Annotated in this window: 23 protein-coding genes; 11 read left to right on the forward strand and 12 right to left on the reverse strand. The window is 49.5% G+C overall.

Annotated features, from left to right (window positions below):
- The first annotated feature begins 6 nt into the window (after positions 1 to 6).
- The 3 genes from bamC to ACXAFR_RS05390 all read left to right on the forward strand — a co-directional run bounded on the left by bamC (position 7) and on the right by ACXAFR_RS05390 (position 2,721).
- Positions 7 to 1,194 (forward strand): outer membrane protein assembly factor BamC, encoded by a 1,188-nt coding sequence (bamC, locus tag ACXAFR_RS05380; protein ID WP_475173276.1) that lies wholly within the window; start codon positions 7 to 9, stop codon positions 1,192 to 1,194.
- A 65-nt stretch (positions 1,195 to 1,259) separates the two neighbouring features.
- Positions 1,260 to 2,021: an MBL fold metallo-hydrolase gene (locus ACXAFR_RS05385; protein ID WP_475173282.1), complete on the forward strand. Its 762-nt coding sequence runs from the start codon at positions 1,260 to 1,262 to the stop codon at positions 2,019 to 2,021.
- A 409-nt stretch (positions 2,022 to 2,430) separates the two neighbouring features.
- Positions 2,431 to 2,721, forward strand: coding sequence for a PilZ domain-containing protein (locus tag ACXAFR_RS05390; protein ID WP_475173284.1), 291 nt, complete (start codon positions 2,431 to 2,433; stop codon positions 2,719 to 2,721).
- A 163-nt stretch (positions 2,722 to 2,884) separates the two neighbouring features.
- On the opposite strand, the gene ACXAFR_RS05395 is transcribed toward ACXAFR_RS05390, so the two are convergent.
- On the reverse strand, positions 2,885 to 3,406 hold the full coding sequence (locus tag ACXAFR_RS05395; RefSeq protein ID WP_475173289.1) for a leucine-rich repeat domain-containing protein: 522 nt from the start codon (positions 3,404 to 3,406) through the stop codon (positions 2,885 to 2,887).
- Between the two features lie 240 nt (positions 3,407 to 3,646).
- On the opposite strand from ACXAFR_RS05395, the gene ACXAFR_RS05400 reads away from it, so the two are divergent.
- The 4 genes from ACXAFR_RS05400 to upp all read left to right on the forward strand — a co-directional run bounded on the left by ACXAFR_RS05400 (position 3,647) and on the right by upp (position 6,723).
- Positions 3,647 to 4,312 (forward strand): YiaD family glycine zipper/OmpA-like lipoprotein, encoded by a 666-nt coding sequence (locus tag ACXAFR_RS05400; RefSeq protein WP_475173292.1) that lies wholly within the window; start codon positions 3,647 to 3,649, stop codon positions 4,310 to 4,312.
- 118 nt (positions 4,313 to 4,430) lie between these two features.
- Positions 4,431 to 5,258: a class I SAM-dependent methyltransferase gene (locus ACXAFR_RS05405; RefSeq protein WP_475173297.1), complete on the forward strand. Its 828-nt coding sequence runs from the start codon at positions 4,431 to 4,433 to the stop codon at positions 5,256 to 5,258.
- A gap of 364 nt (positions 5,259 to 5,622) precedes the next feature.
- Positions 5,623 to 5,931: a hypothetical protein gene (locus tag ACXAFR_RS05410; protein ID WP_475173301.1), complete on the forward strand. Its 309-nt coding sequence runs from the start codon at positions 5,623 to 5,625 to the stop codon at positions 5,929 to 5,931.
- Between the two features lie 156 nt (positions 5,932 to 6,087).
- The gene (gene upp, locus ACXAFR_RS05415; RefSeq protein ID WP_475173303.1) at positions 6,088 to 6,723 is read left to right on the forward strand and encodes a uracil phosphoribosyltransferase; all 636 of its coding nucleotides are present in this window, start codon (positions 6,088 to 6,090) and stop codon (positions 6,721 to 6,723) included.
- Between the two features lie 20 nt (positions 6,724 to 6,743).
- Here upp and ACXAFR_RS05420 read toward each other — a convergent pair whose 3' ends face one another.
- A complete protein-coding gene (locus ACXAFR_RS05420; protein ID WP_475173306.1) occupies positions 6,744 to 10,775 on the reverse strand; it encodes a DUF1631 family protein in 4,032 nt (1,343 codons plus the stop codon).
- A 317-nt stretch (positions 10,776 to 11,092) separates the two neighbouring features.
- Between ACXAFR_RS05420 and ACXAFR_RS05425 the strand changes: the two genes are divergently transcribed.
- Entirely contained in the window at positions 11,093 to 12,355 is a 1,263-nt protein-coding gene (locus ACXAFR_RS05425; protein ID WP_475173308.1) for a DUF2254 domain-containing protein, read from the forward strand.
- A gap of 106 nt (positions 12,356 to 12,461) precedes the next feature.
- Entirely contained in the window at positions 12,462 to 13,442 is a 981-nt protein-coding gene (locus tag ACXAFR_RS05430; RefSeq protein ID WP_475173313.1) for a calcium/sodium antiporter, read from the forward strand.
- Positions 13,443 to 13,472: 30 nt separating this feature from the next.
- On the opposite strand, the gene ACXAFR_RS05435 is transcribed toward ACXAFR_RS05430, so the two are convergent.
- From ACXAFR_RS05435 to hemN, 6 genes are all read right to left on the reverse strand, one after another.
- Positions 13,473 to 15,257, reverse strand: coding sequence for an SLC13 family permease (locus ACXAFR_RS05435; protein WP_475173317.1), 1,785 nt, complete (start codon positions 15,255 to 15,257; stop codon positions 13,473 to 13,475).
- A 96-nt stretch (positions 15,258 to 15,353) separates the two neighbouring features.
- The gene (locus ACXAFR_RS05440) at positions 15,354 to 15,626 is read right to left on the reverse strand and encodes a hypothetical protein (protein ID WP_475173321.1); all 273 of its coding nucleotides are present in this window, start codon (positions 15,624 to 15,626) and stop codon (positions 15,354 to 15,356) included.
- A gap of 2 nt (positions 15,627 to 15,628) precedes the next feature.
- Positions 15,629 to 16,081: a molybdopterin synthase catalytic subunit MoaE gene (gene moaE / locus ACXAFR_RS05445; RefSeq protein WP_475173323.1), complete on the reverse strand. Its 453-nt coding sequence runs from the start codon at positions 16,079 to 16,081 to the stop codon at positions 15,629 to 15,631.
- Positions 16,082 to 16,087: 6 nt separating this feature from the next.
- Positions 16,088 to 16,339, reverse strand: a complete 252-nt coding sequence (moaD, locus tag ACXAFR_RS05450) for a molybdopterin converting factor subunit 1 (RefSeq protein ID WP_475173326.1) — start codon at positions 16,337 to 16,339, stop codon at positions 16,088 to 16,090.
- Entirely contained in the window at positions 16,336 to 16,821 is a 486-nt protein-coding gene (gene moaC / locus ACXAFR_RS05455; protein WP_475173329.1) for a cyclic pyranopterin monophosphate synthase MoaC, read from the reverse strand. Before moaC ends, moaD begins: the two co-directional genes overlap by 4 nt.
- 107 nt (positions 16,822 to 16,928) lie before the next feature.
- Entirely contained in the window at positions 16,929 to 18,311 is a 1,383-nt protein-coding gene (hemN, locus tag ACXAFR_RS05460) for an oxygen-independent coproporphyrinogen III oxidase (protein ID WP_475173331.1), read from the reverse strand.
- Positions 18,312 to 18,462: 151 nt separating this feature from the next.
- Here hemN and ACXAFR_RS05465 point away from each other — a divergent pair, with 151 nt between their 5' ends.
- Positions 18,463 to 18,999 (forward strand): DUF2058 domain-containing protein, encoded by a 537-nt coding sequence (locus tag ACXAFR_RS05465; RefSeq protein ID WP_475173339.1) that lies wholly within the window; start codon positions 18,463 to 18,465, stop codon positions 18,997 to 18,999.
- A gap of 27 nt (positions 19,000 to 19,026) precedes the next feature.
- Here ACXAFR_RS05465 and ACXAFR_RS05470 read toward each other — a convergent pair whose 3' ends face one another.
- Entirely contained in the window at positions 19,027 to 19,899 is an 873-nt protein-coding gene (locus ACXAFR_RS05470; RefSeq protein WP_475173341.1) for a hypothetical protein, read from the reverse strand.
- A gap of 761 nt (positions 19,900 to 20,660) precedes the next feature.
- Here ACXAFR_RS05470 and ACXAFR_RS05475 point away from each other — a divergent pair.
- Complete coding sequence (locus ACXAFR_RS05475; protein WP_475173347.1) at positions 20,661 to 20,915, forward strand: Lpp/OprI family alanine-zipper lipoprotein; 255 nt, start codon at positions 20,661 to 20,663, stop codon at positions 20,913 to 20,915.
- A gap of 67 nt (positions 20,916 to 20,982) precedes the next feature.
- Here the strand turns inward: ACXAFR_RS05475 and ACXAFR_RS05480 are convergent, their stop codons facing one another.
- The 3 genes from ACXAFR_RS05480 to ACXAFR_RS05490 all read right to left on the reverse strand — a co-directional run bounded on the left by ACXAFR_RS05480 (position 20,983) and on the right by ACXAFR_RS05490 (position 24,198).
- Positions 20,983 to 21,960: a L,D-transpeptidase family protein gene (locus ACXAFR_RS05480; RefSeq protein ID WP_475173349.1), complete on the reverse strand. Its 978-nt coding sequence runs from the start codon at positions 21,958 to 21,960 to the stop codon at positions 20,983 to 20,985.
- Positions 21,961 to 22,006: 46 nt separating this feature from the next.
- The gene (locus ACXAFR_RS05485) at positions 22,007 to 22,513 is read right to left on the reverse strand and encodes a L,D-transpeptidase family protein (protein WP_475173353.1); all 507 of its coding nucleotides are present in this window, start codon (positions 22,511 to 22,513) and stop codon (positions 22,007 to 22,009) included.
- A 449-nt stretch (positions 22,514 to 22,962) separates the two neighbouring features.
- Positions 22,963 to 24,198: a methyltransferase domain-containing protein gene (locus ACXAFR_RS05490; protein ID WP_475173359.1), complete on the reverse strand. Its 1,236-nt coding sequence runs from the start codon at positions 24,196 to 24,198 to the stop codon at positions 22,963 to 22,965.
- Positions 24,199 to 24,224 lie beyond the last annotated feature (26 nt).

Below are 24,224 nucleotides of genomic sequence, written 5' to 3' on the forward strand. Positions count from 1 at the left end.
TTACTCATGAATTTATCGATATGGCTGCGCACAGGCAGCCTTGGTTTGATGGCCGTCTCTCTGGCGGGCTGCAGTGCTCTCTTTGGTCAAGAAGGTTATTTTCGCGATCGCGGCGACGACTATCTTAAATCTGATACTCTGCCCGAAATGCAGATTCCCGAGGGTGTCGAAGCAAAGGAAACAACTCAGTTGTACACTATTCCTGCGGCGGCAAATCCAGATCAGGAAGCGCCAGAGGAGTTCGAAGTTCCGAGGCCTGAGGTGCTGGCGGACAGTGCATTTACCGATAAAGTTAAAATACAAAAATTGGGTAAGCGTCGCTGGATTTTGGTGAGCGCCAGTCCAGCGGAGGTCTGGCCACAGGTGCGGGGATTCCTCTCGCAGAATAACCTCGATGTGAGCTATACCGATGCCACTACCGGTATTATTGAATCCGGATGGTTGAAATTTAAAGACGATGAAACCTTTCAGGATAAATATCGCATTCAGATTGAGCAGGGTATTCAACCAGAGACGACCGAAATTCATGTTCGTCACATAAAAGTAGAACGTGATCAACCTCTGCCGGATCCGATCGAGTGGCCGGAAGAATCGATTGATTCGGAGAGAGAGAGCTGGATGGTCGATGAGCTCGCTGGAGTCATTGCCAGCGATACCAGTTCAGGTCAGGCGGCGTCACTTTTGGCTCAAACCATTGGGCTCAGTGATAAGGTTGAATTGACGAAGAGTGGCAAAGAATCGATATTGCGCTTAAACCTTGAGCGAGAGAGAGTCTACGCCACGGTTGGGCATTCATTAACCCAAGGTGGGTTCTCTCTTTGGGAGCAAGACAACGGCAAAGGCGTTTTCTATGTAAATTACCAGCCGGGCAAAGAGCAGGTTGAAGAAGAACCAGGTTTTTGGGGCAAATTATTTGGTGCAGATGCCGACACCGAGGCGACCCCTAGCTATCCGTTAGCTGAACTTCTCGAGCACCTTCAAGCCGAAGATCGCCGTGTATTGCTCGGGCAGGATGCTGGCATTGCCGAAACCTCGCAGCGCCTGGCTGATGCTAACGGTTATCTTGTCTTTTTGAGTCAGAATGTTCAGGCTGGCAACGCCATAGAGGTACGAATTCGCGATGCCTATGGCCAGCAGTTACCTGACAAACAAGCGCGTAAACTTCTGCAGGTTGTTCGTCAAAACTTGATTTGATGAGAAATAATATTGTTAGATGTCGTTATAAATTAGGCGTATAATTGATCTTTTGCTGATGCACAATGAGATTTGTTTCTCTAGGAAGTGGCAGTCGAGGTAATGGCACCCTGATCGAGTCCGGTGACCAACTGGTTTTGGTCGACAATGGGTTCAACCTTAAGGAAATTGCGCGGCGGTTGGCCAACGTTGGCCACTGCCCGGAAGATATCACCGCTGTTTTAGTGACTCATGAGCACGGTGACCATATCAAAGGGGTTGGTCCCTTTGCCCGAAAATTCCAAGTGCCGGTATACATGACCAGAGGTACCTTTCACGGAAGGGACCTGGGACGTATGCCGACAGTGCATTTTATCGAAGGCTTTCAAGCATTTTCCCTGGGAAATCTTACCGTTCGCCCTGTGGCCGTACCCCATGATGCCCGCGAGCCTACACAGTTTGTTTTTTCTTGGCGCAATCTTCAGCTTGGTATTCTCACAGATCTTGGCAGTATCAGTGAGCATGTATGGCAAAGTTACTGCGACTGTGACGCGATGTTGCTGGAATCCAATCATGATTTGGAAATGTTGGCTCAGGGGCCCTATCCAGACAGTTTGAAGCGCCGGGTCGCTGGGGATTGGGGGCATTTGAATAATGAACAAGCTGCAGAAATGTTAGGCAGGATGCGTCGCCGGCGATTACACAAACTTGTTGTTGGGCATTTAAGTCAGCAGAATAATTGCCCGGATATCGCTCGCCAAGCGTTATCTGAGCCGCTGGGCTGGCTGGAGGAGGTGTTTTTCGCCTGTCAAGAAGAGGGGAGTCAGTGGATGTCGGTGGCGGATTGATCATTTGGGTAAATGATTTATCCACAGAAAAGAAATCGCTTGACTTGGAGGGTGAAACCGGTAATTAGTTTTTCTGATGGTCAGCTCTTAATACATATAAGTAGCTGAAAACAATTAAAAAATTGTTAAGTGTCTGGCAAAGTCAAATGGTTTGACGAGAATAGGGTGGAGACATCTTCGAGGCATTTATTCTTGTAGTGTCAACAGAGTTATCCACAGAAAAGCTGAGCTTAAATGAATTGCATGGAATTTAGTATAGACGGCTCAGGTAAGTTTGCAGAAATTTCTGACAAAAATTGGCGCAGTATCATCTGGTGTTGGTTTTTGTGCCATTGGCAATAAAAGTGAGCACGACTATTCTTTAAGTAGTTTTTGCGTGCGTACGAAAACAACAGGTTAGCGTAAGGAGATGAATGTGGACGAGCGGCGTCGTTTTGAGAGGAGGCCGACCTCAATCCGAGTTGAGATGACACATCCGGCATTTGGAACCATTGTTGGTTTTGCGCGGGACATTTCAGATGGCGGTGCGTCCGTATTGATTGAGAATTATCAGATTCCTCCGGTTGGCACTGTTGTGGCAGTGCGTTTCCGTAAAGTCGTTGGCCCGATTAATGAAGAGCCGGTCAACATGCAAATTATGTATAACCACCGAAATGTCGTTGGATTAATGTTCAATGGTGGGCAGCAAGCCGCATTTTAGTCACGCAGAAACTACGACCTGAGTTAGTCTATCAACCAAATTGAGGGCTAAAGGGAGGCTCTGGGTAACCCTGGTGATCTTGGCATTTGGGTAGTCTTGCGTGCCTCCATTACGGGATGTCATTTGTCCGGTTGGAAAATACCCTCGCCCTTATTCATTCCTATCATTGATTTTGCCGGCAGTGCTCTGGCAGTTCTACGTCACCTTTAAAGTCACTCATTAGTTGCAAAGCATCGCGGCAGTCCAGCTGCGTATTTTGACGAAGGTTGAGTGATTTAAGGTGTGCAAGTTGAAGTATTTCTGGCGTTGAAATTAAGCGATTATCTTCAAGGTGCAAAACCTCTAACTTGGGAAGACGCGACACCAAAGATACGTCAGCTAACTGGTTGTGAGATAAATCCAATTCTTTTAACCGCATAAAAATATTTAAGCCTTCTAATGACGCGATGCCGGCATGAGAGCATCGCAACCTTTCTAGTTGTTCCGGAGCGGTTATGTTGCCTTCTTCAATATGTTGTGCAATACAGCGCCGTAAAGAAGGATCTTTAATCTGATAGTCTTGAAAGAGGGGCGGCGGTGTATAGACGACATTTTCGTTTACGGTCACTTCGTAATGGGAGCAGGCGACCAACAGGCCGCATATAAATGGCAGGAAACTGTACTTCTTGAGTGTAAAGAATTTCAAATAATTTATCCTCAACGCCGTGGAAAAGAGGTTTCTTCAGTTTCCGCTGCGTACTACATCTGTTAACAAGATCTTTTGCGCCGCTTTTTACGGTCAATATGGCCATTCAGAAACTATTCATATGATGAAATGGATCATGGCCACCAAGGCGTAATTATATAGCGCCAAAACGTCGCTAATGGAACTATATTAAAAGCGAAACAATCAAATTTGAGAGAATGCAGAAGTAGGAGTACTGGAATGAAACATATCGTTGCGACTCTCGCATTAACCAGCTTGGTGTTAGCTGGGTGTACAACGACGGACCCCTACAGCGGGGAACAAAAAAATACCAATACGACGAAAGGCGCAGCGATTGGTGCTGTCGCTGGCGCGGTGATTGGCGCGACTACGGCGAGTAAAAAAGATCGTGGCAAAGGGGCGATTACCGGTGCCATCGCGGGTGGCGCGATCGGGGGTGGTGTCGGTGTCTACATGGACAGGCAGGAAGAGGAATTACGTGCACAACTGCAGAACACTGGCGTCAGTGTGGTCCGCGAAGGCGATAATCTCCGCCTGGTTATGCCTGGAAATATTACCTTTGCCAGTGGCAAGAGTGATATTCAAGCGAGTTTTTACGGCACACTGGATTCTGTCGCGCAGGTATTGAGGGAATACAGTAAAACAGCTATCCGAATTTCTGGGCATACTGATTCCACAGGGGGCGCAGCGTTAAATCAATTGCTGAGCGAATCCAGAGCAGAAAGCATCAAAAACTATTTTTTGCAAAAGCAGATTGCTGCCGCACGGATAGAGACCATCGGGTATAGTTTTAACCGACCCATTGCCAGCAACGATACAGCGGCTGGCCGTGAGCAAAACCGCCGCGTCGAATTGGAATTGATCCCAATTTCTTCTCAGGTTTAGTACTGATACTCAAGCAACTGTCACCATGTGTGGCGTGGTGACTGATAGATAGCGGTGGTAAGGGCGGCCAGTTTCAGCGAAACTGGCCGTCAATAGAGTCGCACCCACATCAATTCAAATGAAGATTTCTCCCAGCGCCGAGCCGGTTATCGGAGTTCGGTGTAACAATCCAGAACAATTTTCTCGATCCGTTGTTTTGGCTGAGACACTCTCCGTTCCACACTTTTCCGATGAGCAGCCTCCTAGCGAGATTGAGTCGGGCTTCCTCGTAGAATTTAATCCAGACGGCGTGCGCTTGCGACCCATGTGGAAAGGGGCTCCAAATCCGTTGCAGGTGTCCTTCGATAGTGGCAAAAATGCTCATCGACGGCAATATGGCGGCGGCAGCGGTCAATCCTTAGCTAAGGCGACAGGCCTCGCTCAACGTCGGGATCTAACAATACTCGATGCGACGGCGGGACTGGCTCGAGATGGGTTTGTCATGGCATCCCTGGGAGCGAAAGTCATTCTTTGCGAGCGGTCTCCGGTTGTTGCGGAATTGGTCGTCGATGGGCTGCGCCGAGGTCTGCTTGTGGCGAAAGATCGCGGTGACCAAGACCTCGTTGATATTTTAAGTCGGATGCAGTTCTTGCAAATGGACGCTCGTACAGCTCTGGCAGGCGAGTCTTCTCCTATTGACGCTCCAGACGTGATCTACCTAGACCCTATGTTTCCGGAGAGCAGTAAATCTGCCTTGGTCAAAAAAGACATGGCACTCTTCCATCGCTTATTAGGTGATGATGATTTGGGAGATTGCCTGCTGCAACCTGCGCTGGATCTCGCTGTATATCGGGTGATTGTGAAGCGTCCTCGCAAAGCTCCCCCGCTGGATAATTGCCCGCCAAGTTTTGAATTGACCGGTAAATCTGGAAGGTTCGATATCTATACAAAGCGAAAACTTCGTTAATCTCGTGACCCTCATTGGCATGGATATCGCTAATTATGACGTTTTCTGTGTCAAAAACTCGCCGTTTGGCGCGAAAATGACCAGAAAACGGAGAAAAGTACACTATAATGACGGTAGGCACGGAAACATGTCTGTTAGTGGCAGGAGCTCTCCCGCGCTAAATTCGACATAGGTGCCTTGGTGCTCGGTTGGTTTTTTTCGGGGGAAAAGTTATCAACCAGTGCCCGAGCATCGGGGGTCAAACTTCTGATTCCCATTGTCAGCGGACGATATTTAGGTTATTCATAGTTATAAACAATAACAATTCTTGCGGTGGGTTGGGTTCATGCTCTTTCGATACCGCGATAACGTGAGGAATATCCATATGAAACCAGAGCAGCTGATTAATCACATTCGTGCAGAAAATAATCATTTGGTTGCCTTGTATGCCCAGGGCGCTTCCGGACAAACGGAAGTTGGCGAAAAGCTGGATGGTATTGGTCTCAGCGGGCAGCAACGTGAACAGGTGGTGTCACTGATACGGAGTGTGGTTGAAGAGTCTACCTATCATCTTATCTGTCTTTTAGAAGGCATGGAGACCGAAGAGCACAACATGGTGCGCATCCTTGATGATCAGGGCAACCTTCTTTCCGGCAAACTCGATGAGTTATTTTTTGAAGAAGTTTTGCGATAGTTTCTATTTGGTGAGGCTGGCTGCTTAGATCCAGCCTTTACCTTATTGGCAGCCCTCCCAAGTCATATCTCATCCAATATTGCCATTGAGCTCAGATCTTAAATCTGTCAAATTCATGAAATAAGGGTTTCATAGCCGCTCATGAAGGAGGCAGACATGGGGATTCGAGAAATTACTCATCCACTGGTGAAGGACAAAGTTGGAAGACTGCGCCAAGACGGAATCAGTACCAAAGATTTTCGAGAGTTGGCTGGAGAAATCGCCACCTTGCTGACTTATGAGGCAACGCGTGATTTGCCTCTGCAAAATCAAAGCATCACTTGCTGGTCAGGACCGGTTGACGTACAAAGTCTTCCCAAACCGGAAGTCACTATAGTACCTATTCTCCGAGCTGGTCTCGGAATGCTTAACGGCGCTCTTACTATTTTACCCGAAGCTCATGTAAGTATGGTGGGGCAGGTGCGTAATGAAGACACTCTCGAGGCATCCACTTATTTGAAAAAACTGGTTGATTGCCTCGACAGGAGGCTGGCGCTGATTGTTGATCCGATGCTTGCAACCGGGGGTTCTCTTATTTCCACTATTGATCTACTAAAAGATTCCGGTGCGACGCAAATTAAGGCGCTCGTGCTTGTTGCAGCCCCTGAAGGAATCAACGCCGTAAGCGCGAAACATCCAGATGTAGAAATTTATACCGCAGCTATTGATGAGCGCTTGAATGATAAAGGGTATATCCTTCCCGGTCTGGGAGATGCCGGAGATAAAATTTTCGGTACGCCTTCTGGGAATTAACTTAGCCGCCGATGCAGCCGTTATGATGCGATCTCGCGAGACAGGTCGAGGGTGTTTAAAAGCTGTGGCTTGTGAACGCCGTATCCCTGAATTTTATCGATACCCAGGTCACGCAACATTGAGATGATGTCTTCGTTCTCTACAAATTCTGCGATCGTTTTCATTCCGATGAAATGCGCTAACTGGGTAATGGAGGCGACCAAAGCCTGGTCCGTTTTGTTTTCCAATATGTTGCGAATAAAGACACCGTCGATCTTCAAAAAATCTGCCGGTAACGCCTGAATATATGCATAAGAGGACTGGCCGGTGCCGAAATCATCAAGAGCGATTTTACATCCGAGACGTTTCAGGGCGGCGATGAGTTGCTGCGCATTTTCTAGGCTATTCACTGCAGCAGTTTCTGTGACTTCAAAACAGAGTTTTCGTAGAGGTAATGTCGACGCCCGTAATCGCCCTAATAAGTAGCGATGAAAATTTGGGCTGTCCATCGATGCGCCGGAAAGATTAATCGATAAACCGTCCAACTGGTTTAAATATTCTGAATGCTGCTCCATCCAATCCAACGTATGATTGACAACCCACTCGTCAACTTTGGCAATACGATGGAAACGCTCGGCAGCTTCGATAAGAACGTCGGGGGGACAGAGTTTACCATTGTCATCCTTAACGCCAAGCAGAATTTCATAGTGAGATAGACTGTCTCCACTGTTTACAGGGCGAATTTCCTGGCAGCGTAAGCACAGCAGTGAGTCAATATCTGAATCGATTTTCTGAATCCAACTAAGAAGCTCGTTTTCACGTCGTTGATCACTGTCATCATCATTGTATTCCACTACGCGGTTGCGTCCGGAATCCTTAGCTTTTTGACAAGCGAGCTGAGCTTTACGAAGTATTGAGTCAACGGTATCGCTGCGAGGCAGCATTTTTGCCACACCAATACTGATGGTCGCTTTAATTTCGTAGCTGTCGTCCACAAGAGAGTTGTCGGCAACTTGCTCTCGAATTTTCTCGAGATTGTAGCGAATGGCTTCAAGCGGTAATCGTTTGAAAACGAGGCCGAATTCATTGCCGCCAATTCGCGCGCAAATGGTGTTGTTTTCCAGCATCGGTTTCATCAATTCACTGATGTGGACCAGTACTCTGTCTCCAGCCATGCTTCCAAAACTGTGGTTAATCAGTCGGAATTGGTCAACGTCCACAAAGGCAACATAAGAATCTGTTTTATGCTGGATCGCCTCAGCCAGTGTGCGCTCGACCAAGTGCTCAAATTCCTGGCGGTTGAGTAGGCCTGTTAGAGGGTCAACACTTCCCTGACTGGAGATGTCTTCGCAAGCGGAAGAAACCACTTGTGTGAGGCTGCGTTCAAACAATGTTGTTTTTTTCGCGTCGACCAGCTGAAGTTCGTTTTTGCCGGCTCGGGCAACGAGTTCTTCCAGAGCGAGATCCATTTCCTCCATACCGTGCGCGCCGATAAACACAAATCGGTAGCAATCTTCTCCCTTCCACGCCAAGCGCATACGAACGTTGCCCGTCGAAGTACGTATGTCGACCCAATCCCCCACATTAATCTGATGGGCCAGATCAATGTTGACGTCATCTGCCAATGTTGCTGGCGCACCTAATTGCGTGATTTCGTGACTGCCTTCTCCGGTCCATTGGTAGTCGCCTATCTCAACCCATTCAAACTGCCTGGGAGGGTAGAGCAGATGCTCACCGAGCTTTTCTAATATTCGGCTACTGACAGGTCTGCCGAGTTGCATAAGCTCTTCTGAAACCATTTCCAGCCAGGCTGGCACCTCTTTTCTAAAATCTTGTAGGCAGTCTTCGACACTTGGGAAAATGCTGCCCCCAATCCAAAATAAGAGTCGGTCAATATCTTCAAGCGCATAAATGTAGTCGGAGCTATCAGCACCTTCGTGCAGTACTGTCATCACGAGATAATCGCGCCAACCTGCCTCTTCGAGAAACTCATATAAAATTTTAGGAATCTTTCTATTGCCAATGCGATCCGCCAGATCGGTGATCACTCGGTAGCGAGCATTCGCGAGTTTTTGTCGACCGTTGTTATCATTGGCGATGCGCTCCGCTTTGCGCTTGAACAGAATCTCTTGCCGTTGAAGCTGTCGTTCCAGCTCTTGCAGAAGTTCGGAGAAGGTTTCACTGCTGCCGTGAAAGTTTTCAAGTGCGAGTTTACTGAAGCGGTTGACAAAGCGTTCTACCGAGTCGTCATTGCTGGTCCCTGTCAATTCCAATTGTTCAAGCCGGTTAAAGAAATGGCGAACAGGATGACTTGTGTTTGAATAAATTTCAGGATCAAGTAAGGAGATTTTCGCGAGCGCAAGTTGCAGGTTATCGTGGTCTCCTTTCAGTTCTTTTGCTGGCGCCCAGTTTTCAATAACACGAACGAGCAGTTGTTCGCTAAGATCGATGAGCGTGGATTCGTTGGTCGCGAGTGGCAGACTTTGTCCGGCACTTGCCAGTTGAATTTGTACGCGTTCCTGTAACCCTTTGCCATCGTTATGAGGTTGGTCAGCGGTACTGTGCAATTGTTCGATGGCCGAGAGAATATCGCCAACTTCGGAGTAGGCGGGCGCTAGATCTGAGGAGCCCTCACCATCATTTTCGGATTGGTAGAGAGGATTGCGAGCAGAGGCCTCCAATTGTTGTCCATCGAGTGCTGTGGTGCTCAATCGAATCAGTTGACCTAACTGTTCCACGCCTCCAGCGGATAATGGCGGGTTGCCAGAAAAACCGTGTAATGCGTTCGATTGCAGTTGACTGACAGCTCCCTGCAGTTGTTCCACAGCGTTTTGAAGCAGTTGATGGTCAGGAATGCTTTGTGGATCGCAAAGAAAGCCGGATTCATCCACCTGTCCTGCCGTCGAGGATGGTTGGTGGTCAGTGTGCGGAGTCGCGCTTTCCATCGGTGACGCTTTTGATTTGGCAGAGGTATCTGAAGCGGCATCCAGGTGAGGGGGGATAGGAAAGTCTTTTGTCTCATCTCCGGAATTGCTGGCCGTTTGATCCGGCGTGGTCGCGGCTGTATGACGTGGATTGGCTGAGTTGATGTCCAGCCTGCCGGCTTCTTTCAGAAAGCTCTTATAGAGATTGCTGAGGGATGTGGCCAAGCTCGTCCCTAGGCGTTTGTAGAGCATACGACGAGGAAATACAGGCCACTCCCGTAGATCCATTTGTTGGTTTAATGCTGAAAAGAATGGACCGGGCGCGCAGGGCAAGTGTTTGGTGTCCGGAAAATCTGCACCTAAGCGGCGAAATAATCGCTTGAGGTGGTACAGCTCGTCTTCCAGTGCATTTTCAAGTCGAAGTTCTGCCGTATTTTGTGCCAGCCAGGTTTCGAAATCCTCCTTGTCAACCAGCGACAGATGATCGGCATCCAGTAGATTGTTGTCGATGGACTGGCCTTCTGCCGTTGGTGGATTGATTGCCCGGCTCAGTTGCTCTACCAAAGCATGACCTGTTGCTGTCGCGACAGCATTCATGTTGGTAAGCAGGAAATTCTGAAAGAGGTCCACCTCGGCGTTCTGACTGTTGGTCATAGCCGATGTTTCTTGGGCAAAAAGGTCCTGTCCTGTTTCCGTAAAGATCTGTGATAGGGAGCGGCTAACCTGTTCTAGGGTTTCTGCGGCAGCTGCAGTCAAAAACTGTCCCAGCAGTGGGTGTGGGGCTGTTCTGCGGTTGGCGGAAGCAATGACTTTGTCATAATACGATGAGAGCTGCAGGAGGCTCTTGATGTCGGTACGTCGATAGTCGAGAAACTGTAGGCCTAGTGCCCCGGCCCCTCGAAAGCGAATCTCGCTCGTAATCTGTATATTTTTAGGTTTTCCATCCTCCATCACGCGAATAGATAGAGGAAGTTTGCGACCAATATTCAGCTTGGCGCCATGATCACTGCCTACGATATCGACCAACATTCCACCAGGGCAGGAATTTCTAACCATACAACCAATATCCCCCTCTGGCGCCAGCAGTAATGCCTGGTGCTCGAAAGGGACACGTGGATGTGTTCGGCGGTTGGTTACAGATTTATCCATGCAAACAACTAGGCCACTCCTGGCGTTCAATGTGTTGGGATATCAACCCTAAGTGTAGAAGATGACTGGAGTTATCGTGTTATACGGCCTTCACAAAATTGCCAACATCTATCTTCAAAATGGCACCAATTTCTTTAATTTTGACAATTTTTTGTCACATGACCAGAAAAAGAACACATGTATGGTTTTTGTGGTTGAGTTTCTGTGTGCGCGCTTGCTCGGTAGTTCCGGAGTGATGTATTCGATTGCTGGGCGAAACGTCGGCGCAAAACGTATGTATGTGTCTGTTTATTGAGTGGAAGTTGGGGCCAAAGTACATGTTTTCAAAATGGCAGTGGATACTCGTTCAGCTGTTGCGTGCGCTCTGGGTACGAGCAACGCTATTTGCGTTGGCCGCCGTCGTAATCGTGTTGCTCGCCATTCCTTTACAAACGCTGATTGCCGAGCCGCTACCCTTTAACATTGGTAGTGATGCGGTGGGCCAAATACTCGATATTCTGGCGACCAGCATGCTAACGGTTACTACATTTTCACTCAGTGTGATGGTGACCGCCTACGGCGCGGCCAGCAACAGTGTGACACCGCGAGCCACGCAATTGGTGAAGCAGGACTCCACCAGTCAAACCGTCTTGGCCACTTTCCTCGGGACGTTCTTGTTCAGTCTCGTGGGGATATTGGCATTGAGTACCGATGTATACACTGAGGGAGGGCGATTAATTTTATTCATCGCCACCTTGGGTATCATCCTGCTTATCGCCGTGACCATTCTTCGCTGGATAGAGCATTTATCCCTGCTTGGTCGGGTCGGAGAGACGGCTCGGCGCGTTGAAGAGAAAGCCAAAGACGCGCTCCAACAAAGGATCGACTATCCGGCATTGGGAGCCAATATTTTAGAATCCGATACGGTTCCTTCTAACGCTGCACGAGTGTACGGAGACGGTGTGGGATACATTCAACATGTCGATTTGGTTGCGTTATCGGATATCGCAGAAAAGCACGAAACCGATATTTATGTGCTTTGCCCTGCAGGCACTCTGATTCATCCTGCGCGACCACTGGCTTGGTATGTCGGCGATAAAAAAGAAGCCGTTATGACGGTTATTCGCGACGCTTTCACCTTGGCGGACGGACGCTCTTTCGATCAGGATCCGCGATTTGGCTTGATTGTACTCAGTGAGATTGCGTCTCGAGCCTTATCTCCTGCGGTAAATGATCCTGGCACGGCGATCGATATCATTGGTCGTCAATTGCGTTTAATGATGATGTTGGTTCGTACGCCGGAAGCTACAGAGTCATCAGAGCTGCGCTACCCTCGCATTTATTTACCCGCTCTGGATACGCGAGACCTTTTTGACGATTGTTTCCTGCCCATCGCTCGCGATGGTGCTGGTTTTATTGAAGTTCATATGCGTTTGCAAAAAGCTCTGGTTGCATTGAGTCAGTCTGGAGATCCCGGATTGGCCGCAACAGCTGCTCGTTATTCAGAGCTGGCTCTGCAGTTTGCAGAGCAGGGGCTTGGGCAGGATCGAGAGCTAGAGGTATTAATAGAGATACGGAGTCAGCTAAAGGCAGTTGCTTAATGTTCAGGCTGGTGGCCGGCTAACGGCGCCGGTATGATGGCGGGCCTTTGGGCAATCCAATGGCTCGGACTTTCAAGGTTCGGTTACACGTTTTAGGGGAAAAAGTATGTTAATGGCGCTCGCCGCGATCATCGTCGGGTTTATTTTACTGGTTTGGAGTGCGGATCGCTTCGTGGATGGTGCCGCGGCAACCGCTACCCATGCGGGAATGCCCAGTCTGCTGGTCGGTATGGTTATTGTAGGTTTCGGCACGTCGGCGCCTGAAATGGTTGTTTCAGCTATGGCCGCAGCGGATGGTAATCCTGGTTTGGCCCTGGGGAATGCTCTGGGTTCAAACATCGTTAATACGGGCTTGATTCTGGGAATCACTGCCGTGTTTGTTCCTCTGCTGGTGAACTCCAAAATTGTCCGCAAAGAACTACCGCTGCTGTTGGCGCTGGGTTTTCTGCTCGGCTGGTTCCTGCTTGATGAGCAGCTTATGCGTTGGGAAGCGGCGGTCTTACTGGCGGGCTTTTTTATCGTAATCGGCTGGACGGTAATCTCTGCGTTGCGGGCAGAAAATGACCCCTTAGCGGCAGAGATGGAAGATGAAGTTGCGAGCCACGCCATGCCATTGGGGCGAGCAATCTTCTGGTTGGTCGCCGGATTGGTGGTGCTCATCATTAGCTCACGGATTCTGGTTTGGGGAGCCGTCAATATTGCGGCCACGCTCGGTGTTAGCGACCTCATCATTGGGCTAACCATCGTTGCTCTGGGAACATCGCTGCCGGAATTAGCGGCGACGATTATCGCTGCACGCAAAGGTGAGCATGATATTGCTGTCGGCAATGTGGTTGGTTCCAACATGTTCAACTTGTTGGCCGTAGTAGGCATTGCCGGGGTTATTCAACCTCTAGAACAGTTGGATCCTGCGGTACTTACTCGGGACTGGACGTCCATGATGGTTCTGATTGGCGCCTTGTTGATCATGGGGATCGGCTGGCGAGGCCAGGGGCGTATTAATCGTTATGAGGGCGGTTTATTGGTTATTGGTTTTACCGTATACAACGTCTACCTTATTCGATCTGTACTTGTGGGAATGGCCTGATCCCAGGCCATTCGTTCAGGCTAAACAGCGTTAGGCCGTTGGTAGTTGCAACGGCCAAAACACCAACAGTATCAATAACGTGATGGCGCCGATGAACAGGTTCATCGGGACGCCGACTTTAAGAAAGTCCCGAAACCGATATCCGCCTGGCCCGTACACCATTAGATTGGTTTGGTAGCCCAAAGGCGTCGCAAAGCTTGCAGAGGCAGCCATCATAATGGCGAAGACGAAGGGCTCTGGATTGAGCCCGGCTTTCGTTGTCATTTCCAGCACAATCGGCAACATCAGGACGGCGGCAGCGTTGTTGGTGATAATCTCTGTCAGGATCGATACTGCAATATAAGTTAGTATCAGCATCAGCCAGCCTTTACCTGCACTTGCCGTAACAATGTGTTCCGCGACAAAGGCTGCAACACCGGTATTTTGCAGTGCAGCGCCCAGTGCGAAAGAGGCTGCGATCGTCACAATTACTTGTAAGTCTAAGCTTTTTTCCGCTGTTGCCAGGCTACAGCAACGCAATACGATCATTGCGCCGGCGCCAATTAAAGAGGCGTCTAACATGCTGATCCAATCAAATCCTGCGGCCGTGACAACGGCAATCAGAATGATCCAGGACAACCAGGCTCGCTCGTGCCTTGGCGATTCAGTATCCAGATCATTGACCAACAGAAAATCGCGGGCGTGCCGTTGGCGACTGACAAAGGCTGGACGAGCTTCAAGTAATAGAGTGTCACCCGCTTCAAGAACGATGGTTCCGAGATTGCCAGCAATACGCTCGCCATTGCGAGCTACGGCAAGGACTGCGGCACCATAGCGATCGCGAAAGCGGGCATCGCGAATAGCGTGACCAATTGCATCACAATGGGGAGACACCACCGCCTCAACCAGGCGTCTCTCCGGGCGAGCCCCGGCGAGCGGTTGGGTTTCTCCATCATCTGGGGATGGCACGATACCGTTGATGCGCAACAAATCAGAAATCGCCTGGGTATCGCCGGCGAATACCAAGCGATCCCCTCCCGCCAGACGCTCTTCCGAAGGGACTGCAGTCACTATGCTGTCACCCCTGACGATTTCAACCAGGTATACGCGCTTGAGATTACGCAGTCCGGCCTGTTGGACACTTTTGCCCACAAGGGGACCGTTGTGGGCGACGGTAACCTCAAGGGTAAATTCACGTAAATTGCCAAACGCTTGGCGGTCGTCTCTGTCTGGAAGCCAGCGGGGGAACAGCACCCACATAAATGCGAGTCCGGCGAGTGCGACGGGTAAGCCTAACAGTGTGATGTCGAAAAGCCCGAAACCTTCACCACCGGTCAGAGTTTGATATTGTCCATTTACGACCAGATTGGTACTGGTGCCAATCAACGTCAGTGTCCCGCCCAGAATAGCGGTATAGCTGAGCGGTATCATTAATTTGGACGTGGGGATATTGATGCGTCGTGACCAGGCGTGGAGCGCAGGAATCATGGTCGCAACGACAGGAGTGTTGTTCAAAAAGCCACTCAGAATAACGATTGGCGCAAAAATTCTGGCTAGGGCACTGCGTACCCCTTTGGGGGTTCCGAGTACGTGGTGAACCAATAGATCAATACCGCCAGAACCGTGGACTCCCGCCGCAACAATAAACATTGCCGCAACCGTAATGAGTCCCGGATTGGCAAAGCCGGCGAGGGCTTCCTCCGGGGAAAGAATGCCCGTTACGCTGAGCAGTGTTAGTGCTGCCATCATAATTAGGTGAGGGCGAATACTACTAAAGATCAGTAGCAGTAAAACGACAAACGTCAGCAGGAGTGAAAACCAGCCTTGCCATTCCACAATAGTAATTTCCTTGAGTGAAAAGATGCGCGATAGTAAAAGAAAAACGGTCGCTTAGATATGGAAATAATTTGATCGTTTGTTGGCGGAAAAGTGTCAGTGCTGGTCGGAAAAAAACTGCACAATGCGGCTTATGATCATGCGCACCTGAGCTAACATAGCGATTAGAAAACCGCTGCCACCGATGGCTAGACCGGCGAGTAGGATGACTTCCTGACGAGTGGAGGGTGGGACATACTTGAGATCGAGAAAGATAATGACGGCGCCGGTAAAAAACAGGGCTGCCCCGAGACGAAACTGCTTGAAGACAACATTCAGAGAAACAGAGTAGTGATTACGGAGCAATTCTACCCAGCGATTTTCAGCCATGATCAGTCCGCTTGCCAGCGATCGGCGGCTTGTTGATCAGACGCTTTTGCATCGACCCAGCGAGAGCCATCTGGTGTTTCCTCACGCTTCCAGAAAGGTGCCTTTGTCTTTAAAAAATCCATCAAATACTCGCACGCCTGAAACGCATCACCACGATGAGCGCTGGTGACACCGACAAAAACTATCTGATCGGTAGGGTGTAGCTGGCCAACACGGTGAATGATTCGAATACGATCCAGAGGCCAGCGGGATTTTGCCTGCTCGCAGATATCCGCCAGCGCCTTTTCGGTCATTCCGGGGTAATGTTCCAGAAACAATCCATAGACGTCACTGCCATCATTGAGGTCTCGCACCAACCCTGTGAAGGTAACTAGCGCGCCAATTTGAGGCGCATCCACTCGCAGTGCCTGCGTCTCCTCTGCGATATCAAAATCCTCAGTTTGTACACTGATCATAGATCATCAGCCTCCTGTCACTGGTGGAAAGAACGCAATTTCTTCGTCACCCGTGAGCGCTTGTTGCCAATTCGCAACCTGTTGATTGACCGCCACCAATATCCCATCATCTGCCAGAGCCTGTTGCCACTGGGGGCCTCGTTGCTGTAACCAGTTTCTTAATTCCTGAGTGTCTGTAACGGAAACAGGCAGTGTCAGCGTTTCTTCTCCAATGTTCAGTTCTTCTCGCAATCGAGCAAAATAACGTAGAGTGATCATGCGTGAGATTCCGCTTGCCAGTGGCCAGAGCGACCGCCTATTTTTTCCAATAACTGCACATCGGTAATTCGCATCCCCTTGTCAACGGCTTTGCACATGTCATAAAGGGTTAACGCCGCGACAGATGCTGCGGTTAAGGCTTCCATTTCCACGCCCGTTTGGCCGCTGAGTTTGCACGTGGCGGTGATGACAACGCGCTGGTTGGCGGCGTCTGCTGTGAGATCGACTTCAATACCGGTAAGCATTAAAGGATGACAGAGGGGGATGAGGTCGGAGCACTTCTTCGCGGCTTGAATGCCGGCAATACGAGATACGGCAAAAACGTCGCCCTTTTTCATCTCTCCCGCGCTGATTTGTGCGAGGGTCTCCGGCTTCATCTGCACGATGGCCTGGGCGGTTGCAGAGCGACCGGTGGTCGGTTTGGCACCGACATCCACCATGTGGGCTTCGCCCTGTTCGTTGAGATGGGTTAGTGTATCCATGGCTATCTTTCGCGATCAAATCACTATGATAGCCGTTTCCGTTAAAGGCGTTAACCGCTGCGGTGTTGAGCCGTACGATGTCGGGATCGGAATCTGATGTTAGGGCGTTACAAGATTCTCGAGTAACGGTTGCTTGTTTCTGGTTGCAGATACGCATCGAAAGCCATACAGATTCGTCGTATTAATGGGCGCCCGTAACGGGTTACAGCGATGCCTGTTGCGGTTTTCTGCACTAGGCCATCTGCCATCATGGGCTCCAGAGATTTTAATTCTGTAGAAAAATACTCATTAAAATCAATATTGTAGGCATTTTCTATAGGGGCGTAGGGGAGCTCGAAATTGCAGATCAGCCGTGTAATTACCGCTCTTCTCAGTTGATCGTCACTGTTGAGCTGTAAGCCTTTGCTGATCGGTAATCGCTGGCTCGAAAGGGCTTGGGTGTAGTGACCTATATCCTTGTGGTTTTGCATATAAATGCTGTCAATGGCGCTGATGGCCGAGGGACCAAAAGCAATAAGGTCACAATCGCCGTGGGTGGTATAGCCCTGAAAGTTTCGATGCAATTTCCCCTGGAGCTGCGCCACGGCGAGAGTATCATCCGGGCGTGCGAAATGGTCCATCCCGATATGGACATAACCTGCATCCGTCAGGCGTTGAACGCTGTCTTCCAGTATTTGTAGTTTTATGGGAGCGGGGGGAAGCTCGCCGGCGCAAATTTGTTTTTGTGTTTTAAACAAGTGTGGCATGTGGGCGTAATTGAACAGTGAGAGACGATCTGGGCCCAGTTCAATAACGGTGTCCAAGGTGTCCCGAAAGCTTCTGGCGGTCTGACGTGGCAAGCCGTAAATCAGATCTAAACTGATAGACTGAAACCCCAAATCCCTGGCTGTATCGCACAGTTGGCGAACTTCGCTCGCGGAATTGTAGCGATTCACGGCTTCTTGGACGCGCTTGTCAAAGTCTTGAACGCCCATGCTCAGGCGATTGAATCCCGCGTCACGCAGCGCCTGAAGACGATTGACAGGTAGCCTGCCTGGATGAACTTCTATGGAAAAGTCCCTGCTATCGTCGTCTGTCAGGTTGAAATGCCGACCGATTTCCAGCATCAGGTCGGTGATTTCAAGGTCTGTCAAATAGGTGGGTGTACCTCCGCCGAAATGTAATTGATTGACTGGCCGCTTAGAGTCAATAAGATCCGCTTTGAGGGCTAGCTCTTGATACAAAACCTGTAGATATGCCACGCTGCGTTGACGGTTCGCAGTCACGATTTTATTGCAACCACAGTAATAGCAAATGGTGTCACAAAAAGGGATATGGATGTACAAAGAGAGTGGCGCAGCGCGTTGGTTAGAGCGTAGACAGGCGGCGTGAAACTGATCCACTGAGAAGTCTTCAATAAACTGGGGGGCCGTCGGGTAGGAGGTATAGCGTGGACCCGCCTGGTCGTAGCGGGCAATAAATTCGGGCCGGGGACGGACAGTATTCAGCATTTTGTGGGGCTCGGGTAAACTATAGGTCAGGTTGCCACTATAAATGGGTGGTTCCGTCGGCCTTTTGACGTGTATCAACCGCGCGCCAACTCACAGCGTACCATCGATCAAGGCTGGGAGGCGCATTCGACATCATTTCGGGAGAGAGATAATGAGTTCTCTGCAGGACCAATTGTTAAAAGCAGGATTGGTCGATAAAAAGAAGGCCAAACAGGCCAGCAAAGATAAGCGCAAGGCGAGCAAGGTGCAGCGCAAATCCAGTCAGCCTGTTGTTGATGAGGTCAGTGAACAGGTCCAGCAGGCACGTGCAGAAAAGCTGCAGCGGGATCGTGAGTTGAACGCCCAGCGTCAACTTGAAGCCGATCGCAAAGCCATTGATGCGCAGATTCGACAGTTGGTTGAGCGCAATCGAATCGCCCGTAAAGGTGGAGAGCTTGCCTACAATTTTGCTGATGGCAAAACGGTTAAGAAGATTTTTGTCACTGCTGAGCAACAAACAGCGTTAACGCGCGGCCGCTTAGCCATTGTTCGTATGGCGGATGATTACGAACTGGTTCCAGCACCGGTTGCCGATAAAATCGCAGAGCGCCGAGAAGATAGGGTTATCTCAGTGGCGCCATCGTCGGATACATCCGATGACGACGATTACTATGCACAATTCGAAATTCCCGATGATCTGATGTGGTGAAAGAAGCTGGGGCGGCTTGCCATGGGGTTAACGCCCCAGCAGCTGCTTTAGCTCGCTTTTAAGGCTTGATGGAATCATGTTTCGTAAGCGGTTACGCAACTTGTGCCGAGCGTAGACATACCTCGCCCTCGGGCCGGCAAAGATAATTTCCAGATAGTATCCCGGTGCTGATTTCCCGACCTTGTAGGCTCTCTTTGCAATACAACGAAACTCCTTGTTGGGAAAGGTAGAGATTCGGAATCGACGCCGTATGTTTTGCCACATCTGCTCCCTCTGCTGGTGTGTGTTTAGCCTGTTAATTTCTCTACGGCGAGTGGGCTTGCAAGGATCCAAAGGGTTAGTGCAATAATAGGTATCTGACACGGCGTACTTGTTCATCACATCTTTGCCGAAGAAATTTAGAAACCACCAATCCAGCCCATAGCATGTGGTTGATTCTGGCTCGTATACGTCCATGAAGTCGAGCAGCTTGTCGGTTCTGAATATCGGACAGGTGACCTCGATAAAGTTGACGTAGCGTAAGTCTGTTGCCAGTTGCCGAGTCGTGATCTCGTGGCAGATTTTTCCGTAACGTGAAAACGCCGGCTGTAGCAACCAGAGCTCTTTGTTCGTGGAAATTTCGAATAAAGACGATAGCGCAGTCGGTGTGATAATGATGTCATCATCCGCGACCATGATGGCTTTATAGCGGCCTAATTGCTCTCTGTTCTCGTTGATAACACCTTTTAAGTTTTGAAATTTTGACCCTTTTCGCTCGTCATAAATGTCCGCGTACTCTTGATTAAGGCCAGGAATATCGGAGTAGTTGGTGATCCAGATATCGTAGTTTCGAGGGCTCTGCGCCCACTGTTTTACGTTCGCAGCTTCGCCGGCTGAGGTATAAATCAAATAATCGTTCACTCTTCACCTCTCATGTCGACCTATTTAATGCGGCCGATTTCTGCAAGCACGGTGTACCTCTAACTCGGTGAAAGCCGTGTCATGCTCCTGTTGCCAGCATCTTGTCTACTGCCGGGCACCAGGAAGAGTTTGCTTTGGCATTCCCTGCGTGAGATTAACGTCGCCCAACAAACAGACTCAATTTCTGTGGAGTGCTGAATGATCCGTGCTTTACATATGTTTACGCCAAGTCTGACCTTGAGCTTTGCAGTGAGTTCAATCAAATCGCATTCGTTTTTCGTATTTTCGGGGTATGACGATCTATTCTGATGTAGGAATTATTTCCGCCATTTTTGAAATGGTACTAAGCAATGGTCTTGCCAAGGAGGGACTTTATAAGTCTGGTTTTCGGATTTTATGCGGATTTACTCCTTTGTGGAGGCGTTTTGGCCAGTCTATATTGGCGAAAGGAGTTATCTCGGCGTGAGAGAGTCTGGTTGGCGTTAATAAAATTGCCTGAAAAACGGTTTGCCTTGTAAAACTTGCAATGGAGATTCTTCGTATAGTGTTATGGAACCTTCTATCTAGATGTCAGTCATCGATACCACAGATGTTTTTATGACGGGATTTGTCAGTGAGTCATACATTGCAGATCCTGGCTTAGTCGACTAAGTTTCGAGACATCTGGCTGCATTTTCGACGAAAATCTAGCTGGAAAATCCCTCGTAATTCATATAGTGTTGCGAGCGTTAATCCTAGGACTACATAATCAGGAGTCATAAATGAAACCCATTGTTAAAGCATTGCCGATTGCTGCCCTGATCCTTTTGGCAGGTTGTGCCAGCAATTCACAAATGGATGAAGCCAATTCCAGTGCTCAAGCGGCGATGTCGACTGCTGAGGAAGCTAGCGATGCAGCTGCCAAAGCACAGGCTGCTGCGGAAGAAGCGCTGCAAGCGGCTCAGGCGGCACAAGCAGCCGCTGAAGAAGCTAATGAGAAAATTGATCGCGCTTTCAAGAAGGCGATGGAAAAGTAAGCGTCCTGTCGCTTTAAAGGCGCCTTTGGGCGCCTTTTTTGTTTCTAAATCTTACTGGCTGACACCACTAAGATTCTCCTCTTGTGCGCTCTGCCATACTTACTGACGATTCGCCAGACTGGCTGACAACTTCCGGCAGGCCGGTGGCGGTTTCTACCACTTGGTTTACTTTGTCCCAATCGATTTCGATATCCTTGCGCCCCTCAGTTGCAGCAACAATAGCTTTAACCGCACTGTTTACTGGGCTATAGCCATTTGACTCTTCCATTTCCAGGGCTCTGTGAGCCTCAAGATAAAGCTCGCCATTGTGCCAGCCTACTTTCACTCGCTGATTAACAAACAATACAGGCGTATTGTTTGGTGTCTGCAGTGTCAGGTCCCGAATATCTTTGGGATACATGCGGATGCAGCCGTGCGTTACTTGCATCCCAATACCGAATTTCTTATTGGTTCCGTGAATGAAGTAGCTGGGAATGTCTAACACAAGGATATACTCCCCAAGAGGGTTATCCGGGCCTGGCGGAACCACGCGCGGTAGTGGGTCGCCTCGATCGGCATGCTCCTGTCGAATGGTTTCTGGCGGATACCAAGTCGGGTTCTCCGCCCGGCCAACAACTTTGCTCGTGGTTAAAGGTGTGCTCCACTCACCCCGGCCAACGCTGATTGGGTAGACAGTAACAGAGGCGGGCATCAGACGCGTCCCTTTCTGAAAGTGGTAGAGGCGCATTTCCGGGATGTTGACGACAATACCTTCGCGAGGAGCATCTGGCAGTAATGTCTGCATTGGGAGTGTGACAGGTGTGCCTGCTCCCGGCATCCAGGCGTCGACGCTGGGATTTGCCGATTTCAACAGGTTGTAGCCCATTTTAAAGCGTTCCGAGATGTCGATCAGCGTCTCAGAATCGCTTGAACGAGTGATCAGGTTTTTACCAACCAACCCCTGACTTTCTGCGGGAATGGGATATCGCTGTGCCGCCAGGGCGGGTGTCGAAAGGCTGGAAAGCAACAGGCAGCTTGCGAATAGAGTTGAAAGCGTTTTATTCATAGATTTTCCGGTGTCACAAAGTGGTGCGAGCCGTCGTTGAGTAGCGTTAGGGCAAAATATCGATTGGTGTCCCAGGTTCGACGGCGAGCCATATTCTATCCATTTGTTTATTGGTAACGGCGATACAGCCATCGGTCCAATTAAAGGTTTGAATAAACGATGGGGAGAGCTTGTTATCGTTTGGTAGGCCGTGGATCATGATCAAGCCTCCAGGATCGACACCGAGTTGAGCCGCTCTCAGCATGTCGTCTTCATTGGGGTAGGATATACGAATAGATTTATAGAATTGGCTGTCAGGGTTCTTAAAATCCAGGTAGTAGCGGCCTTCAGGTGTGCGTTCGTCACCGACCTGTTGTTTGTGTCCTCTTGGCTTGGGGCCAAGTGCAATCGGAAAGGAATCAAAGGGGATTCCATCTTTGAGCAAGTACAAAATACGCTCAGATTTTTTGACCAGTACACTGTCTGCGAGAATGGGTGCGTCCGCGGCTTTGGCCGAGGTATTGACGGCAAACAGGAGACAGGCAACTAATAGGGCAATATAGCGAAAATTCATTATTTAGTTGCTGATTACATTCAATCTAGGTGGGTTCTGCCGCATAGTCATTGGGGCAACGGGCGCGAGGACTCGATGACATTGCTAACGCTCAATGTGAATAGAATAGTTTCTCAGCGCCCTCTGTGCTTGCTAACCCGACTCAGGAGCCCGAAAAAGAACAATTGCTACCCCAAGTTTTGTGAGTAAACGCTTTGCTCAGCGATCAGTGGTTCTGTCGAAAGTGACGAAAAGCATAATTTGCGCCACTCCAAATGTCTACTGGCTATACGACCATTTCATTGGCAGATTTTATGAGACTTTTAATTTTGATTTAAATTGCCATTGATTGGCGCTGAACGCTGAACGCTGAAGGGAAGGACTGAAGGTTGCAGATGTTCCGGTCAAGAGAGTCCCGGTCAAGTGAGTTCCGGCCAGGCGAGTCCCGGCCGGAAAACTCTGGAAGGACGTTAAAAGATTTCCAGACTGGGAATGGCGATCACAAATTTGCCACCCCATTCACGAATCGCCGCCATCTGCTCGCTGATTTCATTTTTCAGATTCCACGGCAGGATCAGTAAGTAGTCCGGTTTCTCTTCAAAGACTTTGTCGACGTCATAGACAGGGATGCGATTTCCCGGCAGCAGTTTGTTTTGTTTGGAGGTGGCCTTGTCGACGACAAACTGTAGGTGATCCGGACCTACGCCACAGTAGTTCAGCAGGGTAACTCCCTTTGCTGCTGCGCCATAGCCTGCCACGGTCTTTCCTTCACGCTGTGCTTGGATCAAAAATGACCAGAGACCATTCTTGACATCAATGACCTTACGTTGGAAATTCGCATAGGTGTCCAGGCTGTTCAGTCCAGCGAGCTGCTCTTTCTCCAGCATCGCAGCGACCGTAGGTAGCTCTACGTGTTTTGCATTTTCCTGGCACACAAATACTCTGAGAGAACCACCATGGGTTGACCATTCTTCTACGTCGAAAACACGCAATCCGTGCTGCTTCAGGATTCTCTGTACCGGTCCAAGTGCCAAATACGAAAAGTGCTCGTGGTAAATGGTATCAAACTGAGTAAATTGTAGGAGTGTTAGCAGATGAGGGAATTCAAACGTCAATACGCCCTCAGGTTTTAGCATAACGGCAAAGCCCTCCACAAAATCGTGGATATCGGGAACATGTGCGAGCACATTGTTAGCCGCCATTAAGTCGGCTTGGCCTCTGGCTAAAACAATCTCTTTGGCGCTTTCGGCCGCGAAGAAACACTCCTCAGAATGTATGCCTTTTTCTCGGGCGACTGCGGCACAATTAGCCGCTGGCTCAATGCCTGTTACTTTCATGCCAAGCTGTTGGAAGTTTTGAAGCAAATAACCATCGTTACTGGCAACTTCTGCAACGTGGCTGGACTGATCCAGCCCGAAGCGTTTGATCATTGTGTCGCAGTAGCGTTTGGCGTGAGCGAGCCAGCTGGTTGAATAAGATGAGAAGTAGACGTAGTCATCGGAAAAAATATTGCCGGCATCTTCAAATTGCGCCAGCTGCACCAGAAAGCACTCTTGGCAGACATAGACGTGTAATGGATAAAACGTCTCGCCTTCATTGGCTCGCTTAAAAGGGACGAGAGAGTTGGCGAACGGTGACATGCCGAGGTCAACGACAGTATGTTCCAGTTTGGCGTTACAGGACCGACAACAAATATCCTGCGTCATTGTGGTGCTCCTTGGGTTTGGAACTC

Source organism: Pseudomaricurvus sp. ABR4_320, from assembly GCF_056159445.1.